This window comes from Brevundimonas sp. AAP58 (assembly GCF_001295975.1).
GTDB lineage: Bacteria > Pseudomonadota > Alphaproteobacteria > Caulobacterales > Caulobacteraceae > Brevundimonas.
On the sequence record NZ_LJHU01000023.1, the window covers coordinates 1 to 16,117 of the forward strand.

The window sequence follows — 16,117 nt, forward strand, 5'->3', positions numbered from 1 at the left end:
GGCGGGCGGCCAGACCGCCCGCGCCTTCGCCGCCGTGCGCCCGCCTGGCCATCATGCGGAGCCGGACCGCGCGATGGGCTTCTGCCTGTTCTCGTCCGTCGCCGTCGCCGCGCGCGTGGCCCAGTCGCTGGGCATGCCCAGGGTCGCCGTCGTCGATTTCGACGTCCACCACGGCAACGGCACCCAGGCGGCGTTCGAGGCAGACTCGAGCCTGTTCTTCGCCTCCATCCACCAGATGCCTCTCTATCCAGGCACGGGGGCGCCGCACGAGACCGGCGTCGGCAATGTCGTTAACGCGCCGGTCGAGCCCCATGCCGCGCGCGAATCATGGCGAGCGACCTTCGCAGGCGGACTGATGCCCGCGCTCGATGCTTTCGAGCCGGATCTGATCCTGATTTCCGCGGGCTTCGACGCCCATCGCCGCGATCCGCTCGCCCACCAGAGCCTCGAGGCCGAGGATTTCGCCTGGGCGACGCGGGCGGTGCTGGAGGTCGCGCGGCGGCGATGCAGGGGCAAGGTTGTGTCGTCGCTGGAGGGGGGCTACGACCTCGAGGGGCTCGGCCGCTCGGCCGCTGCTCATGTGCGGGCTTTGGGGGAGGACTGAGGACCAGACGCGTCGCCGACGCCGCCCCTCGCGCCATGAGCCCCGACACCCTTCAGATGAATCGTATCGACCTCGCCGTTCCCGAGCCGGTCGCGCCGCGCGCGCCGGAAACGCCCGGCCGGATCGGCTCGATCACCCTGGCGCGCCACGGCGAGCCCGCCCTGTCGCGGAAATGCTATCTGACGTCGGACCAGTACCGCGACTGGTGGGCCAAGTATGAGCAGGGCGGTTTGCTCGCGGGCCAGACCCCGCCAGCCGAACTGTTGGCCACCGCTCAGGGGGCAGGCGTCATCTTCGCCTCCACCCGCCAGCGCGCCCAGGAAACCGCCGTCGCCGTCTCCGCAGGTCGCGCCGTGGTCTCCGACGTCCTGTTCATCGAGGCGCCCCTGCCGCCGCCGCATTTCCCCAGCTGGTTCAAGCTGCCGCCCAAATACTGGGGGGCGGTGGCTCGCTTCTGGTGGCACGCTTTCGACCACCACGACGGCCAGGAGACCCGCCGGGAAGCCGAGGCCCGCGCCGAACGCGCCGCCCAGCTGCTGATCGCCCGCGCCGAGGCCGGAGAGGACGTGCTGGTCCTCGCCCACGGCTATTTCAACCACATGGTCGGGCGGCGGCTGAAGGCCGACGGTTGGAAGCTCGTTCACAATCAAGGCTTCAAGTATTGGAGCCAGCGCCGCTACGAGCGGGCGTGACGCTTCCCCGTTGAAGCGAAAGCGAGGCCCCTCTAGGGTCGGCACCGATGTCAGATGCTTCCGCCGTCCCCGCCGACCTTTCCTTCGAAGACGCCCTGTCGCGGCTCGAGACGATCGTCTCGCGCCTGGAGTCAGGCCAGGCCCCGTTGGAAGAGTCGATCACCCTCTATGAGGAGGGCGCGCGGCTGAAGGCGCACTGCGAGGCGCGACTCAAGGCGGCCCAGCTGCGGGTCGACAAGATCGTGGTCGGGGCCGACGGCACCGCCAAGGGTCTCGAACCGGCCGAGTTCAACTGATGGCCGCCGTTGCCGAACGCATCACCTTCGACGACTTCATGAAGGTCGACGTGCGCGTGGGCGAGGTCGTGCGCGCCGAGCCGTTCCCGGAGGCGAGGAAGCCTGCCTATAAGCTGACCATCGACTTAGGCCCGGACGTCGGCGTCAAGCAGTCGTCGGCCCAGATCACCCGCCACTATACGACCGACCAGCTGACTGGCCGCAAGGTCGCGGCCGTGGTCAACTTCCCGCCGCGCCAGATCGGGCCCTTCATGTCCGAGGTGCTGACGCTCGGCTTTCCGGACAAGGACGGCGAAGTGGTTCTGGTGGGCGTGGATCGAGACGTGCCGAACGGGGGGAGACTGTTCTGATGAGGCTGGCCGCCAACGCCCCTGTCCAGAGCGTCGCCGAGCGGGTGGCCGAGGTCGCCGACATGGTGACGGTCGCGCTCGATGAACTGCTGCCCCGCGCCGACGGCCCGGAATCGCGGCTGACCGAGGCCATGCGCTATGCGGCGCTGGGACCGGGAAAGCGGCTGCGGCCTTACTTCGCCATGGAGGCGTCGCGGCTGTTCGACATCGAGGAACGGCCGGTGCTGCGCGCGGCTTGCGCGCTGGAATGCGTCCACGCCTACAGCCTGGTTCACGACGACCTGCCCTGCATGGACGACGACGACATGCGCCGGGGCCGCCCGACGCTGCATCGGGCCTATGACGAGGCGACCGCCGTGCTGGCCGGGGACGCGCTTCAGACCGCCGCTTTCGACATAATCCTGCACCGCGACACCCATGAGGACGCCGAGGTCCGCTGCGCGCTCGCGGCCCGCCTGTCGCTGGCCTCCGGCGCGCGCGGGATGGCCGGGGGACAGATGATCGACCTGCTCGGTGTGCGCGACGACCTCGGTGGTGTCGCCCGGATGCAGAGACTGAAGACCGGCGCCCTGTTCACCTACGCCTTCGAAATTCCGCTGATCGTGGCCAAGGCCGAGGAGCGGCATCAGCAGGCCCTGATGAACTTCGCCCACGACATCGGCCTGGCCTATCAGATCGTCGACGACCTGCTGGATTTCGACGGAGACGAGGCCGAACTCGGCAAGGCGGCCCAGAAGGACGCAGCCCAGGGCAAGACCAACTTCGTGACGCTGCTCGGGGTCGATCAGGCGCGGCATCGCGTCGCTCACCTGGCCGATCAGGCCCGCGCCCATCTGGACGTGTTCGGCGTTGACGCCGAAAACCTCAAGGCGAGCGTGGACTTCGTGCTAAACCGTCGGTCCTGACAGGGAGGACGTCGGTCGATCGAAGCCGACGCCATCGACAAGAAACCAAAGGCTCTTCCGTCCCGATGACCGACACGCCGCTTCTCGACAAGGTTCAGTATCCCGCCGACACGCGCGGGTTCGACATCGCCCAGCTGAAGCAGCTGGCCGATGAACTCAGGGCCGAGACCATCGACGCCGTCTCCGTCACCGGCGGGCACCTGGGGGCCGGTCTGGGCGTGGTCGAGCTGACCGTGGCCCTGCACCACGTCTACAACACCCCCGACGACATCCTGATCTGGGACGTCGGGCATCAGTGCTATCCGCACAAGATCCTGACCGGACGCCGCGACCGCATCCGCACCCTGCGCCAGGGTGGCGGCCTGTCGGGCTTCACCAAGCGGTCCGAGAGCGAATACGACCCGTTCGGCGCGGCCCATGCCTCGACCTCCATCTCGGCCGCGCTGGGGTTCGCCGCCGCGCGTGACCAGCAGGGCAAGAAGAACAAGGTCGTGGCCGTGATCGGCGACGGCTCCATGTCCGCCGGCATGGCCTATGAGGCGATGAACAACGCGGCCGAGACGACCGGCCAGCTGACCGTCATCCTCAACGACAACGACATGTCGATCGCCCCGCCGGTGGGCGGCATGAGCGCCTATCTGGCCAAGCAGGTCTCGGGCGGCGCCTATCAGAACTTCCGCCAGTTCGGGAAGAAGGTCGCCGAGCACATGCCGCGTCCCTTCCGCGAGGCGGCGCGAAAGGCCGAGGAATATGCCCGGGGCATGATCACGGGCGGCACCTTCTTCGAGGAGCTGGGCTTCTACTACATCGGGCCGGTCGACGGGCATGACCTCGACAACCTGGTGCCCATCCTCAGGAACGCGGCCAACATCACCGACCGCCCGGTAGTGGTCCATGTCGTGACCCAGAAGGGCAAGGGCTACGCGCCGGCCGAGAGCAGCGCCGACAAGCTGCACGCCGTGGTCAAGTTCGACGTGGTGTCGGGCAAGCAGAACAAGTCCGTCTCCAACGCGCCGAGCTACACCAAGGTCTTCGGGACCGAGTTGATCAAGCGGGCCGAGCGCGATCCGAAGATCGTCGCCATCACCGCCGCCATGCCGTCGGGCACGGGTCTGGACCTTTTCGGTCAGGCCTTCCCCAGCCGCACCTACGACGTCGGCATCGCCGAGCAGCACGCCGTGACCTTCGCGGCCGGTCTGGCGGCGGACGGGATGAAGCCGTTCTGCGCCATCTATTCGACCTTCCTCCAGCGCGGCTACGACCAGGTCGTCCACGACGTGGCGATCCAGTCCCTGCCGGTGCGCTTCGCCATGGACCGGGCAGGTCTGGTGGGCGCCGACGGCTGCACCCATGCGGGCTCGTTCGACATCGGCTACATGGGCGCGCTGCCCGGCATGGTGCTGATGGCCGCCGCCGACGAGGCCGATCTGGCCGCCATGATCGCCACCGCCTGCGAGATCGACGACCGCCCGTCCGCCTTCCGCTACCCGCGCGGCGACGGGGTCGGCGTGGAGATCCCCGAGCTGGCCGCCCCGCTGGAGATCGGCAAGGGCCGCATCGTTCGGGAAGGCACGGCCGTCGCCCTGCTCAGCTTCGGCACCCGTCTGCAGGAGACGCTGAAGGCCGCCGATCTGCTGGCCGCCCACGGCATCTCGGCGACCGTCGCCGACGCCCGTTTCGCCAAGCCTCTGGACCACGACCTGATCACGCGTCTGGCGCGCGAGCACGAGGCCCTCATCACGATCGAGGAAGGCGCCATGGGCGGTTTCGGCGCCTTCGTGCTCCAGTTCCTGGCGTCCGAGGGCGCGCTGGACGCGGGCCTGAAGGTCCGCACCATGCACCTGCCCGACGTCTTCCAGGATCAGGACGCCCCCGCCGCCCAGTATGCCGAGGCCGGCCTGAACGCCGAGCACATCGCCGCCACCGCCCTGAAGGCGCTGGGCGTCGAGCAGGCGAGGGGCGCCGCGCGCGCCTGAGCTCTCGCATGACGCTCCACGCCCCCTACGATCCGTCGAACGTCTTCGCCAAGATCCTGCGCGGCGAGATGCCGGCAGTGAAGGTGTTCGAGGACGACGCCGTCCTGGCCTTCATGGACGTGTTTCCCCAGTCCGAGGGGCACGTCCTGATCATCTCGAAGACCTCGACCGCCCGCACCCTGCTGGAGGTCGAGCCCGAGGTGCTGAGCCGTCTCGCCGCCGCGACGCAGAGGGTGGCCAAGGCCGTCGTTCAGGCGCTCGGCTGTGACGGCGTGTCGATCATGCAGTTCAACGGCGAAGCGGGCGGCCAGACCGTCTTCCACCTGCATTTCCACGTCATCCCCCGCTGGGCCGACCGGCCGCTCAAGGGCCACGGTCAGGGCGGCATGGCGGACATCGATCAGCTGAAGGCGACGGCGGCGAAGATCAGCGCCGCTCTGGCCTGAGGTCAGTTCATCCGCGCCAGAGCCTGCCCGACCGGCAGGATGTCGAGACCCGCCGCCTTCGCCAGCCGGATCACCCGGTCCAGATCGTCGGGGGTGCAGCCGTACGGCGTCGGCCCATCCATCACGTCGTGGCCATAGGCGATCAGCCAGCCTCGCCTGTTCGCCGTCTCGGCCATTAACGCCTCCAGATCGTAGCCCGGCAGCCGACGACTCTCGAGCCCGATGGCTTGCGCCGCCGCTGCGTCCGCCCGGCCTGCGTTGACCCCGTCCCGCACGCCGCGCGCCAGCTGGAACCGCTCCGCCGCGACCGCCTTGGCGGTCAGGGACACGTCGCCATAGGGCCAGGCGAAGGTCGTCATCACATGGCCGTCCAGCCGTTCGGCGACCCAGTAGGCGTTGCGGTCCAGATCGGCGGCGTAGGCGCCCGGCGTGGCGCGCAGCGCGCTCAGATGGCTGAAGGTGTGGCACCCGACTTCGTGGCCGGCCTCGAACAGGGCCTGGAGGTGCGCCGTCGTGAACTGGGGCAGGCCCAGGTTCTCGCCGCTCTCCAGCCCGCCGCAGACGTAGTAGGTCGCCTTGACGCCGTGCTCGGCCAGGATCGGCCCGGCTTCGGTCCAGGCGGTCTCGGGGATGTCGTCGAACGACAGGCTGAAGACGCCGCGCTCCGGCGCGACGCGCATGGGCCTCTGATCCAGCCACCGGCCGACCCGGCGGCGCATCTTGTCGACAAAGGCGGACATGGGCTCACCCTAGCCGCCGAGCCTTAAGGCCGCTTCAACGCCCGCCCGGCCACCACTGCGCCGGCGCCGAACTTCGCTCGCAGCGCGTCGATGGTCGTCTCGGCCTTCAGCGCCCTGGTTTCTGCGGAGGCGAACAGGCCCTCCGGCGCGTCCTCGGCGTCGTGGATGTCGGCCATGCCGATGCCGATCAGGCGATAGGGGCGGCCCAGCTCCGGCTTCAGCAGTTCACGTCCGACGGCGAACAGGGCGCGCGCCGTCTGCACCGGTTCGGGCAGGGTCTTGCGGCGCGTCACGATCTTGAAGTCCGTGCGGCGCAGCTTCAGCACGATCACCCGGCTGGCCACGCCGTCGCGCCGGGCCTTGGACGCCACCTTCTCGCACAGGGGCCAGAGCTCGGCCTCCAGGTCTTCGGCCGTCGTCAGGTCGGTGTTGAAGGTGTTCTCCGCGCTCATGCCGCGCCGGTCGTGCTCGGGGTTCACCGACCGGGCGTCGCGGGCGTGGCTGAGGTCGTGCAGACGCAAACCGGTCTCGCCGTAGCGTTTCACCAGATCGCGCACGTCCGCCGCCGCCAGGTCGCCGACCGTGGCGTAGCCGTCCGACACCAGGGTCTTGCCGAACACCGGCCCGACGCCGGGCAGCACCCGCACGGACTTGGGGGCCAGCAGCGCCTGGGCGTTCGCCACCCCGATGACGGAGAAGCCGCGCGGCTTGTCCAGCTCCGACGCGATCTTGGCGAGGAAGCGGTTCGGCGCCAGGCCGATCGAGACCGTCAGCCCTGTCTCCACCTCGATCCGCTTCTGCAATCGGACCAGCTGCAACGCCGGCGACCCGCCGTTCAGCCGCTCGGTGCCCGACAGATCGATCCAGGCCTCGTCCAGCGACAGAGTCTGCACCAGCGGCGTCAGTTCCCGCACCATGGCGAAGATGCGCCGCGACTCCTCCGTGTACTTGGCGAAGTTCGGCTTGATGACCACCGCGTCGGGGCAGGCCTTCAGCGCCTTGAACATCGGCATGGCCGAGCCCACGCCATACAGGCGCGCGATGTAGCAGGCGGTCGTCACCACGCCCCGCACGCCGCCGCCTACGATCACCGGCTTGTCGCGCAGCTCCGGCCGGTCGCGCTTCTCGACCGAGGCATAGAAGGCGTCGCAATCCAGATGGGCGATCGACAGCTGGTCCAGCTCCGGGTCCGACGCCACGCGGGGCGAGCCGCAGGCTGGGCACCTCGCCACGGCCTCGTCACCGGTCCACAGACACTCGCGGCAGATGCTCTTCATCGCTTCCCAAGACAGGGGTCGCGGACCTCGGGTGTTGCCCCGGCGCGGGTCCGCGCCCCGCTTCACGCCAACTTAAGACTGGATCGGTAGGTTCGGAACCGAAGTCGGCCCATCGTGCCGCGCGCCGAACACCGGGTGGTGATGTCCAAGAAAGTCCTCATCGTCGAGGATAACGAGCTGAACATGAAGCTCTTTCATGATCTGCTCGATTCCCAGGGGTATCAGACCCTGCAGACCCGCGAAGGTCTGCAGGCGATGGCCCTGGCGCGCCAGCACATGCCCGACCTGATCCTGATGGACATCCAGCTGCCCGAGATCAGCGGCCTCGAGGTCACCAAATGGCTCAAGGATGATGAGGAGCTGGCCCACATCCCGGTCATCGCCGTCACCGCCTTCGCCATGAAGGGCGACGAGGAGCGCATTCGTCAGGGCGGCTGCGAGGCCTACATCTCCAAGCCGATCTCGGTGATGCATTTCCTGGACACGGTGAAGAAGCACCTGAACCAGCCCGAGACGGTGGGCTGAGCCGATGGTCGCGCGCGTTCTGGTCGTCGATGACGTGGACGCCAACGTCCGCCTGCTCGAGGCCAAGCTGACGATCGAGTACTACGACGTCCTGACGGCGTCGGACGGCCCGACGGCGATCCGCATCGCGGCGGAGGAGCGGCCCGACATCATCCTGCTGGACGTCATGATGCCCGGGATGGACGGGTTCGAGACCTGCCGCCGCATCAAGGCCGATCCAGTCACGTCTCACATTCCTGTCGTGCTCGTGACCGCGCTCGATGGCCGTGAGGACCGCATCAAGGGGCTGGAGGCGGGGGCCGATGACTTTGTCACCAAGCCGATCGATGACGTCGTCCTGTTCGCCCGGGTCAAGTCGCTGACGCGGCTGAAGCTCATCATGGACGAGCTGCGCGAGCGCGAGGAGTCCAGCCGCCGTCTCGGCGTCAGCGCCGACAAGGCGGGGCGTCTGAAGGGCTCTGGCGGCCGCATCCTGATCGTCGATGACAACGCGCGCCAGGCCGAGAAGATGGTGGAGGTGCTGTCAAAAGAGCACCGGCCGACGGTCGAGACCGACCCGGTCGCGGGCCTCGCCGCCGCCAAGGGGCCGAATGACTTGCTCATCGTCAACGTCGCGGCATCCGAGTTCGACGGCCTCCGCCTGGTCGCCCAGGTGCGGTCCACCGAGAGCACGCGCCACTTGCCCATCCTCGCCGTCGTCGATCCAACCGACCGGCCGCGTCTGGTCAAGGCCTTGGATCTGGGCGTCACCGACCTGCTGACCAAGCCGGTCGATGCCGAGGAACTCGCCGCTCGCGCCCGTACCCAGGTCCGACGCAAGCGCTATACCGACTTCCTGCGCGAGAAGCTGGACTACAGCCTGGAGATGGCGGTCACTGACGCGCTCACGGGTCTGCATAACCGCCGCTACATGGCCGGCCAGCTGCAGGGCTTCGTCAGTCGGTCGGCGCTCGGCGGGGAGCCCGTGTCGGTGCTGGTGCTCGACATCGACCACTTCAAGGCGGTCAACGACGGCTTCGGCCATGACGCGGGCGACGAGGTTCTGCGTGAGTTCGCCGTGCGCCTGGCCACCAACGTCCGCGCCGTCGACCTGCCGTGTCGCCTGGGGGGCGAGGAGTTCGTCGTCGTCATGCCGGGAACCGACATGGAGGACGCGCGCCGCATCGCCGAGCGCATCCGCCGAGACGTGGGCTCCACGCCGTTTCGCGTGATGAGCGGCCGCGAGCTTCTGACCGTGACCATCTCGATCGGCGTCGCGGCCTGCACCGGCCCCGGCGATACGCCCGAAGCCCTGCTCAAGCGCGCCGACGAAGGCGTCTATGAAGCCAAGGCCGCCGGCCGTGATCGGGTTGTGGTGCGGGCCGCCTGACCGAGCAGCGGCCAACTAGCCGATCTTCACCCGCACCGCCGCCTCAGGCAGGTCCTCTCCGAACGCTCGCTGGTAGAACTCCGCGATCGTCGGCCGCTCCAGCTCGTCGCACTTGTTCAGGAACGTCAGGCGGAAGCTCAGGCCCAGGTCGCCGCCGAAGATCTGGGCGTTCTGGGCCCATGTGATGACCGTGCGCGGGCTCATGACCGTCGAGATGTCGCCGTTCATGAAGGCGTTGCGCGTCATGTCGGCGACGCGGACCATGGCGGCGATCTTCCTCCGGCCCTCGGCGTCAGCCCACTCTGGCACCTTGGCGGCGACGATCTCGGCCTCCACGTCGTGGTCGAGGTAGTTCAGGGTCGTCACGATCGACCAGCGGTCCATCTGGCCCTGATTGATCTGCTGTGTGCCGTGATACAGGCCCGAGGTGTCGCCCAGGCCGATGGTGTTGGTCGTGGCGAACAGGCGGAACCACTTGTTGGGCCGGATCACCCGGTTCTGATCCAGCAGGGTCAGGCGGCCCTGCGCCTCCAGCACGCGCTGGATCACGAACATCACGTCCGGTCGGCCGGCGTCGTACTCGTCGAACACCAGCGCGATGGGCCGCTGGATGGCCCACGGCAGCATGCCCTCGCGGAACTCGGTGACCTGCTTGCCGTCCTTCAGGACGATGGCGTCCTTGCCGACCAGGTCGATGCGGCTGACGTGGCTGTCCAGGTTCACCCGAACCAGGGGCCAGTTCAGGCGCGCCGCGACCTGTTCGATGTGCGTCGACTTGCCGGTGCCATGATAGCCCTGGACCATGACCCGGCGGTCGTGGGCGAAGCCGGCGCAGATGGCCAGCGTGGTCTGCGGATCGAAGCGATAGGCGGGATCGACCTCGGGCACATGGCTGTCGCCCGGATCGAAGCAGGGCACGGTCATGTCGGAATCGACGCCGAAGGCCTCGCGCACCGAGATCTTGCGGTGCGGTTCGAACGTCAGGAGCGGATCGGGCGAAGCGTCGAGCGGAGAGGGAGCCATGTCGCTCCTCTAGAGGTGCCGCGCGCGCGGCTCAACACGCGCGCGGCCACTTCGGGTGCGGTTATTCCGCCGACAGGTCGACGTCGACGTTGCCGCGCGTGGCGTTGGAGTAGGGGCAGACCTGATGCGCCTTGGCGATCAGGGCGTCGATCGTGGCTTTGTCCAGCCCGTGGTCGGTGACCTTCAGGTCGACCGAGATGTTGTAGCCCTCGCCCCGGTCGTTCTTGCCGAAGCCGATGCCGGAGTGGACCTGGGTGTTCGGCCCGACCGGCGTTCCGGCCTGCTGGCTAACCAGACGCAACGCTCCCAGGTAGCAGGCGGCGTATCCCACGGCGAACAGCTGTTCCGGATTGGTGCCCGGGCCGTCGTCGCCGCCCATGGCCGCCGGAACGGACAGGGCCACGTCGATCTTGCCGTCGTCGGTGTACGACCGGCCGCCGGCGCGGCCTCCGCCCGAAGCGGTGGCGTGGGCCTTGTAGAGAACGTCCATGAGAGGGCTCCTGTGGGGGTGGGAGCCGTATCTAGTGCGTCGCGGCTCCGGCGCGAGGGGCCTAGTTCGCCATCCCCGCCTTCTTCAGCGTCTTGTACGCCTTGATGACGCGCTGGAGCTTGGCTTCGGCGCCACGGTCGCCCTGGTTCAGGTCCGGGTGGAAGCGTTTCAGCAGCTCATGATAGCGCGCCTTGACTGCCGCCTTGTCAGTGCGGGCGTCCAGATCGAGGTCCGCGAGCGCCTGGCGCTCCAGCTTGCCCAGCCGCAGACCCTCTTCCTCGGCGGCCGCCTGTTCGCGCACGCGCCGACCGAACAGGCCGAAGCTGTCGTGCCAACCGCCACTCCCACCGGTGTTGGCCGTGCCCATCTTGGCGGCGAAGGCGGCGGCTTCGCGTGAGAACTTGCCCGCCTTCATCTCCCAGGTCGGGCGCCCGCCCGTCATGGCCTCGCGCTCTTGGGCGGCGCGGATCTGGCCTTCGGTCATGCCGGCGTAGAAGTTCCAGCCCTTGTTGTATTCGCCCGCATGCGGCTGACAGAAGTCGTAGAACTCGTTCAGCCGTTCACGCGACTTAGGCGCCTTGGCCGTGGCGGCGCGGGTGCAGTCCGGCCATTGGCAGGGCTTCTCGCCGGGCTTCAGACGCAGGACGTCGGCCTCCGCTTCCTCCTCCTCGGGGCGCGGCGGCTTGATCCGCATGTCCTTGAAGCGGGGTTTGTACTGGAACGAAGCAGGCATCGACCCCAGTGTAAGGTCGATTTGGTCACCATCAAGGAACAGCGCATGGCCGAAGGCCCGATCGCGACGATTATCCGCAACAAGCTGACGGCGGCGCTTGCTCCGACGCGGCTGGAGATTGAGGACGACAGCGCCCGCCACGCTGGTCACCACCACGAGGGCGGCATGGACGCCAGGCCCGGCGGCGAAAGCCACTTCAATCTGACGGTGGTGTCGGCGGCGTTCGAGGGACAGAGCCGCGTCGGTCGCCAGCGCGCCGTCAATACTCTGCTGGCCGAGGAACTGGCGGGTCCTGTCCACGCTCTGTCGATCCGGGCAATGACCCCGTCCGAGGTCGTGGACTGACGACAACCGTTGTTCACCCCGTCTTAGAAGGTTCGCCCTAGCGTCGCATTCGGGACTGTTTGCACGACGGGGTAGGGATGGTTGGGTCCGAGGAGATCGGAAAGAGCCTCGGTGCCGGGCAAGGCGCTGCGGGCGAGGCCGCCCAAGCCCTCACGGCCATCCTGCAGACGCAGTATCTGCGCTACCTGATCATCGCGAGCTGGGCGCTGGCGCTGCTGGCGACCGTCGGCGGACTGGAGGCCGGGGTCTGGTTCTGCGGCACCGTCGCGGCGGGCGCGGTGCGTGGCGCGTTTGAACGTCGAATGGCTGACAAGGTGACGGCCGGCTGGGGCCTGGTGTTCCCCGCCATAGCCACGGTCACCACCGCGGCCTGGGCTTCGGCACCGTTGCTCGCATGGTTTTCTGATCACGTCTTCGGCCACTCCCTGGCGGTCGCCCTGTTGATCGGCGGCTATGTGCTGGTCTTCTCCCAGCTGCGCAGCTCGCCCAAGCAAGCCATTGTGATTTCGTCGCCCTATTCGCTCGCGGCCATCATCATTGTGGCCAGCACCTGGGGCACGCCCGAGTTCTGGCCCTTTCTGGCCATCATGCCGTTCACGGCGGCTGGCCTGTTTGTGCTCGTCACCATGACCATGCTGCGTGAGGAGCGCATCAAGGCCTTCCAGGAGCATCAGGCCCATCTGATCGAGGAGCTGCAGGCCGCCCGCGACAAGGCCGACGCTGCCAACCAGGCCAAGTCCAGCTTCCTCGGCGTCATCTCCCACGAACTGCGCACGCCCATGAACGGGGTGCTCGGGGCCGCCCAGCTGCTGAGCGCCACGCGGCTCGAGGCGACCCAGCGCGAATATCTGTCGATCATCCGGAACTCGGGCGACAATCTGCTCAGCCTGCTGAACGATATCCTCGACATGACCAAGATCGAGGCGGGCAAAATGACCTTCGAGGTCATCGACATCAATCTGGAAGACCTGCATCGCCGGGTGACGGGACCTTTCGTCGCTCAGGCCGAGGCCAAGGGCCTGGAGTTCCGTTCGACGTTCGAGGGCGATCCGCCCGCCGTGGTCCGCGGCGATCCCCTTCGCGTCTGCCAGGTCATCCAGAATCTGCTATCGAATGCCGTGAAGTTCACGGAGACTGGCGCGGTTGAATACGTGGTGCGCACGCGCCGCATCAGCGATCGCCGTTGCGCCTTCGAATTCGCCGTGACCGACAGCGGTGCCGGGATCGCGCCGGATGACCTGGAGCGGCTGTTCCAGCCTTTCACCCAGGCCGACGTGTCCTCGACGCGCAAGTTCGGCGGCACGGGTCTTGGTCTGACCATCGCGCGGCGCATGGCCAACATCATGGGCGGCGACATCACCGTGACCTCCACGGTCGGCGTCGGCTCGACCTTTACCCTCTCGGTCGAGGCCGAGGTGGTGGAATGGAAGCCGATCCACGCTATCGAGGCGGCCGAGGCCGATGGCGGCGAGGGCGAGAGCCTGTCGGTGCTGGTCGTCGAGGACCACCCGGTCAACCGCATGATCCTCGAGGCCTGGCTGACCTCGGCGGGGCACACCACGACGGCGGCCGAGAACGGGCAGATCGCGGTCGATCTGGCCGCGGATCAGGGATTTGACCTGATCATCATGGATGTGAACATGCCCGTCATGGACGGCCTGACCGCGACCCGCCTGATCCGTGAGGCCGGTGCCAACCAGGACACGCCCGTCGCCGTGCTCTCTGCGTCCGCGCGACACGAGGATCACGAAGCGGGTCTGCAAGCCGGGGCCGATGCCTATTTGAACAAGCCCATCGATTTCGCCGCCCTCGCCCGACTTATCCAGACGGTGGGATCGGGCCGCGACGCCGTCCGCAAAATGGCGGAATGCGACGAAAAGCAGGCCGCGGCCTGAACCTCGCCTGATCGGCGTCGTTCAGATCGGGCTCAAGACCCGGCTCCTAGGGTGATGACAGGTCGGTAGTTCCCGACACACCCCGGAGTACCCGACGTGAAGAAGCTCATTACCGCCAGTCTGGCCGCCCTCATCGCAGCGGGTTCGATGGCCACCGCCTCGGCTGCTGACGCCCAGTCGCGCTATGATCGCAATGACCGCCAGGAACAACGACAGGACCGCCGCGACGACCGTCGTGATGATCGTCGCGATGATCGCCAGGAGCTGCGCGAGGATCGTCGTGAGTGGCGCGGGGACCGTCGCGAGTGGCGGGAGGACCGCCGCGAGGACCGTCAGGACTATCGCCAGCAGGCCCGCGCCTATGAGCGGTGGCAGCGCGCCGAGCGTCGCTACAATGTGGGTCGCTACTACGCCCCGCGCGGCTATCAGTCCCGCCAGTGGGGTTACGGCCAGCGGATTCCGAGCGCCTACGTGAACGGCTATGTCATTCGCGATTACAATCGCTACGGTCTGCGCCAGCCGCCCCACGGCTACCACTACGTCCGCAATGGCAATGACGTCGTGCTCGCCGCCATCGCCGGTGGCCTGATCACCGCGGTCATCGCCGGCCTGTTCAACTAAGGTCTGCGCCTCGAAGACGCGCCCCGGAGGAAGACCTCCGGGGCGTTTTCGCGTTTGGACCGGTCCGTGCCTAGATGAGGTCCGATGCGCGCATTCGCCGAACTCCTGGACCGCCTGGCCCTGACGGGATCGAGGAACGTCAAGCTCGTCCTCCTGCGTGATTATCTGCGCGCGACGCCTGATCCGGACCGTGGATGGGCGCTCGCGGCCCTGACCGGCGACCTGACCTTCGACGCTGCCAAGCCGGCCATGATCCGCAAGGCGGTCGAGGCGCGGGTGGATCCGGTGCTGTTCGGCTGGTCCTATGACTACGTCGGTGATCTGGCCGAGACCGTCGCCTTGATCTGGCCGACCGACCCAAATCATCGCCCGAACCGGGAGCCGCAGCTGGGCGAGGTCGTCGAGGCCTTGCGGACGGCGAAGCGTGGCGAGGTGCAGAGCCTCATCGAAGGCTGGCTGGACGCGCTTCAACCCAAGGGCCGTTGGGCCTTGCTGAAGCTGGTCACCGGGGCGCTGCGGGTGGGCCTGTCCGCCCGCCTTGCGAAGACGGCGACGGCGATGATCCGCCCGGAGGCGATCTCTGACGCGCCTGATCCTGATGGCGGCGAGGCCGTGACGCCCTTGGCCCTCGTCGACGTATCGGAGATCGAGGAGGTCTGGCATGCGGTCGATCCGCCCTACGCTGATCTGTTCGCCTGGCTGGAGGGCCGCGCCGATCGGCCGAGCCCGGACGCGCCGGGCCGCTTCCGTCCCGTCATGCTGGCCGTTGCGATCGACGAGGCGGTGGATTTCCAGAAGCTCGACCCCATCGACTACGCCGCCGAGTGGAAATGGGACGGAATCCGCGTGCAGGCGGTCAACGAGGGTGGCGTCACACGGCTCTACTCCCGCACGGGCGACGAGATCGCCGCCGCCTTCCCCGACGTCGTCGTCGCCCTGACCTTCGAAGGGGCGATCGACGGAGAGCTGGTCGTCGTGCGCGACGGGCAGATCGCGCCCTTTGGAGACCTGCAGCAGAGGCTGAACCGCAAGACGGTCGACGCCAAGGCCCTGGCCGCCCATCCCGCCGCCATCGTCGCCTATGACGCCCTGGCCCTGGATGGAGACGACCTGAGACCCCTGCCGCTGAGGGACCGCCGCGCGCGGCTGGAGGCCATGATCGCGGCGCACGGCGGCGAACGTCTGAGCCTGTCACCTCTGGTGGACTATGCCGACTGGTCGGCGCTTGGGCGGCTTCGTGCCGACCCGCCGGTGGGCGCGGCCGCCGAGGGGCTTATGCTCAAGCGCTGGGACAGTCCCTATCTCGCGGGCCGACCGAAAGGGCCGTGGTTCAAGTGGAAACGCGATCCGCACACGATCGACGCCGTGCTGATGTACGCCCAGCGTGGCCACGGCCGACGATCCAGCTTCTATTCCGACTACACCTTTGGCGTCTGGACGCCGGAAGGAACGCTGACGCCTGTGGGCAAGGCCTACTTTGGCTTCACCGACGAGGAGCTGAAACAGCTCGACAAGTTCGTGCGGGAACATACGGTCGACCGGTTCGGGCCGGTCCGGTCGGTTCGGGCAGAGCGCGACTTTGGCCTGGTTCTGGAAGTCGCCTTCGAGGGTCTGAATCGCTCGCCGCGACACAAGTCGGGCGTCGCCATGCGCTTTCCGCGCGTCAGCCGCATCCGCTGGGACAAGCCTGCCCGAGAGGCCGCCACCATCGATGAAGTGATGGACCTGCTGGATGTGATCGAGACCGGTGGGGGTCGGATCGCGACGGCGACCTGACCCACGAAAAAGGCTCGCTGAGGGTTCCATTCCGGGCATCCGGCGCTAGACCGC

General features: G+C 67.9%; 18 protein-coding genes. 13 read left to right on the forward strand and 5 right to left on the reverse strand.

Features of this window, described 5'->3' with window-relative positions; all coding sequences use genetic code 11:
• The 7 genes from IP78_RS03930 to IP78_RS03960 form a co-directional block, all read left to right on the forward strand.
• A partial coding sequence (locus tag IP78_RS03930) for an acetoin utilization protein (RefSeq protein WP_054110412.1) occupies positions 1-604 on the forward strand: 604 nt, incomplete at its 5' end.
• Positions 605-660: 56 nt separating this feature from the next.
• Positions 661-1,296: a histidine phosphatase family protein gene (locus tag IP78_RS03935; RefSeq protein ID WP_054110456.1), complete on the forward strand. Its 636-nt coding sequence runs from the start codon at positions 661-663 to the stop codon at positions 1,294-1,296.
• A gap of 47 nt (positions 1,297-1,343) precedes the next feature.
• Positions 1,344-1,592 (forward strand): exodeoxyribonuclease VII small subunit, encoded by a 249-nt coding sequence (locus IP78_RS03940; RefSeq protein ID WP_054110413.1) that lies wholly within the window; start codon positions 1,344-1,346, stop codon positions 1,590-1,592.
• Positions 1,592-1,942 carry a tRNA-binding protein gene (locus IP78_RS03945; protein ID WP_054110414.1) on the forward strand — a complete coding sequence of 117 codons (351 nt, stop codon included), beginning with the start codon at positions 1,592-1,594 and terminating at the stop codon, positions 1,940-1,942. Before IP78_RS03940 ends, IP78_RS03945 begins: the two co-directional genes overlap by 1 nt.
• Positions 1,942-2,847: a polyprenyl synthetase family protein gene (locus IP78_RS03950; protein ID WP_054110415.1), complete on the forward strand. Its 906-nt coding sequence runs from the start codon at positions 1,942-1,944 to the stop codon at positions 2,845-2,847. The genes IP78_RS03945 and IP78_RS03950 overlap by 1 nt, the downstream gene beginning before the upstream one ends.
• A gap of 65 nt (positions 2,848-2,912) precedes the next feature.
• Positions 2,913-4,823 carry a 1-deoxy-D-xylulose-5-phosphate synthase gene (gene dxs, locus IP78_RS03955; protein WP_054110416.1) on the forward strand — a complete coding sequence of 637 codons (1,911 nt, stop codon included), beginning with the start codon at positions 2,913-2,915 and terminating at the stop codon, positions 4,821-4,823.
• 8 nt (positions 4,824-4,831) lie between these two features.
• Positions 4,832-5,269: an HIT family protein gene (locus IP78_RS03960; RefSeq protein ID WP_054110417.1), complete on the forward strand. Its 438-nt coding sequence runs from the start codon at positions 4,832-4,834 to the stop codon at positions 5,267-5,269.
• A gap of 2 nt (positions 5,270-5,271) precedes the next feature.
• Here IP78_RS03960 and IP78_RS03965 read toward each other — a convergent pair whose 3' ends face one another.
• Both IP78_RS03965 and IP78_RS03970 read right to left on the reverse strand, forming a co-directional pair.
• The gene (locus IP78_RS03965) at positions 5,272-6,009 is read right to left on the reverse strand and encodes a polysaccharide deacetylase family protein (RefSeq protein ID WP_054110418.1); all 738 of its coding nucleotides are present in this window, start codon (positions 6,007-6,009) and stop codon (positions 5,272-5,274) included.
• A gap of 23 nt (positions 6,010-6,032) precedes the next feature.
• Positions 6,033-7,286: a DNA polymerase IV gene (locus tag IP78_RS03970; RefSeq protein ID WP_054110419.1), complete on the reverse strand. Its 1,254-nt coding sequence runs from the start codon at positions 7,284-7,286 to the stop codon at positions 6,033-6,035.
• Positions 7,287-7,427: 141 nt separating this feature from the next.
• Here IP78_RS03970 and IP78_RS03975 point away from each other — a divergent pair, with 141 nt between their 5' ends.
• Complete coding sequence (locus IP78_RS03975; protein WP_054110420.1) at positions 7,428-7,811, forward strand: response regulator; 384 nt, start codon at positions 7,428-7,430, stop codon at positions 7,809-7,811.
• A gap of 4 nt (positions 7,812-7,815) precedes the next feature.
• Positions 7,816-9,180 carry a PleD family two-component system response regulator gene (locus IP78_RS03980; RefSeq protein WP_054110421.1) on the forward strand — a complete coding sequence of 455 codons (1,365 nt, stop codon included), beginning with the start codon at positions 7,816-7,818 and terminating at the stop codon, positions 9,178-9,180.
• A 15-nt stretch (positions 9,181-9,195) separates the two neighbouring features.
• Here the strand turns inward: IP78_RS03980 and cobS are convergent, their stop codons facing one another.
• The 3 genes from cobS to IP78_RS03995 form a co-directional block, all read right to left on the reverse strand.
• The gene (gene cobS / locus IP78_RS03985; RefSeq protein WP_054110422.1) at positions 9,196-10,203 is read right to left on the reverse strand and encodes a cobaltochelatase subunit CobS; all 1,008 of its coding nucleotides are present in this window, start codon (positions 10,201-10,203) and stop codon (positions 9,196-9,198) included.
• A gap of 61 nt (positions 10,204-10,264) precedes the next feature.
• Complete coding sequence (locus tag IP78_RS03990) at positions 10,265-10,693, reverse strand: Ohr family peroxiredoxin (protein WP_054110423.1); 429 nt, start codon at positions 10,691-10,693, stop codon at positions 10,265-10,267.
• A 61-nt stretch (positions 10,694-10,754) separates the two neighbouring features.
• Entirely contained in the window at positions 10,755-11,426 is a 672-nt protein-coding gene (locus IP78_RS03995; RefSeq protein ID WP_054110424.1) for a J domain-containing protein, read from the reverse strand.
• Between the two features lie 45 nt (positions 11,427-11,471).
• Between IP78_RS03995 and IP78_RS04000 the strand changes: the two genes are divergently transcribed.
• The 4 genes from IP78_RS04000 (at position 11,472) to IP78_RS04015 (ending at position 16,063) form a co-directional block, all read left to right on the forward strand.
• Positions 11,472-11,771: a BolA family transcriptional regulator gene (locus tag IP78_RS04000; RefSeq protein ID WP_054110457.1), complete on the forward strand. Its 300-nt coding sequence runs from the start codon at positions 11,472-11,474 to the stop codon at positions 11,769-11,771.
• A gap of 77 nt (positions 11,772-11,848) precedes the next feature.
• Entirely contained in the window at positions 11,849-13,666 is a 1,818-nt protein-coding gene (locus tag IP78_RS04005; RefSeq protein WP_054110425.1) for a response regulator, read from the forward strand.
• 96 nt (positions 13,667-13,762) lie between these two features.
• Entirely contained in the window at positions 13,763-14,287 is a 525-nt protein-coding gene (locus IP78_RS04010) for an RcnB family protein (protein ID WP_054110426.1), read from the forward strand.
• A gap of 84 nt (positions 14,288-14,371) precedes the next feature.
• Complete coding sequence (locus IP78_RS04015; protein WP_054110427.1) at positions 14,372-16,063, forward strand: cisplatin damage response ATP-dependent DNA ligase; 1,692 nt, start codon at positions 14,372-14,374, stop codon at positions 16,061-16,063.
• Positions 16,064-16,117 lie beyond the last annotated feature (54 nt).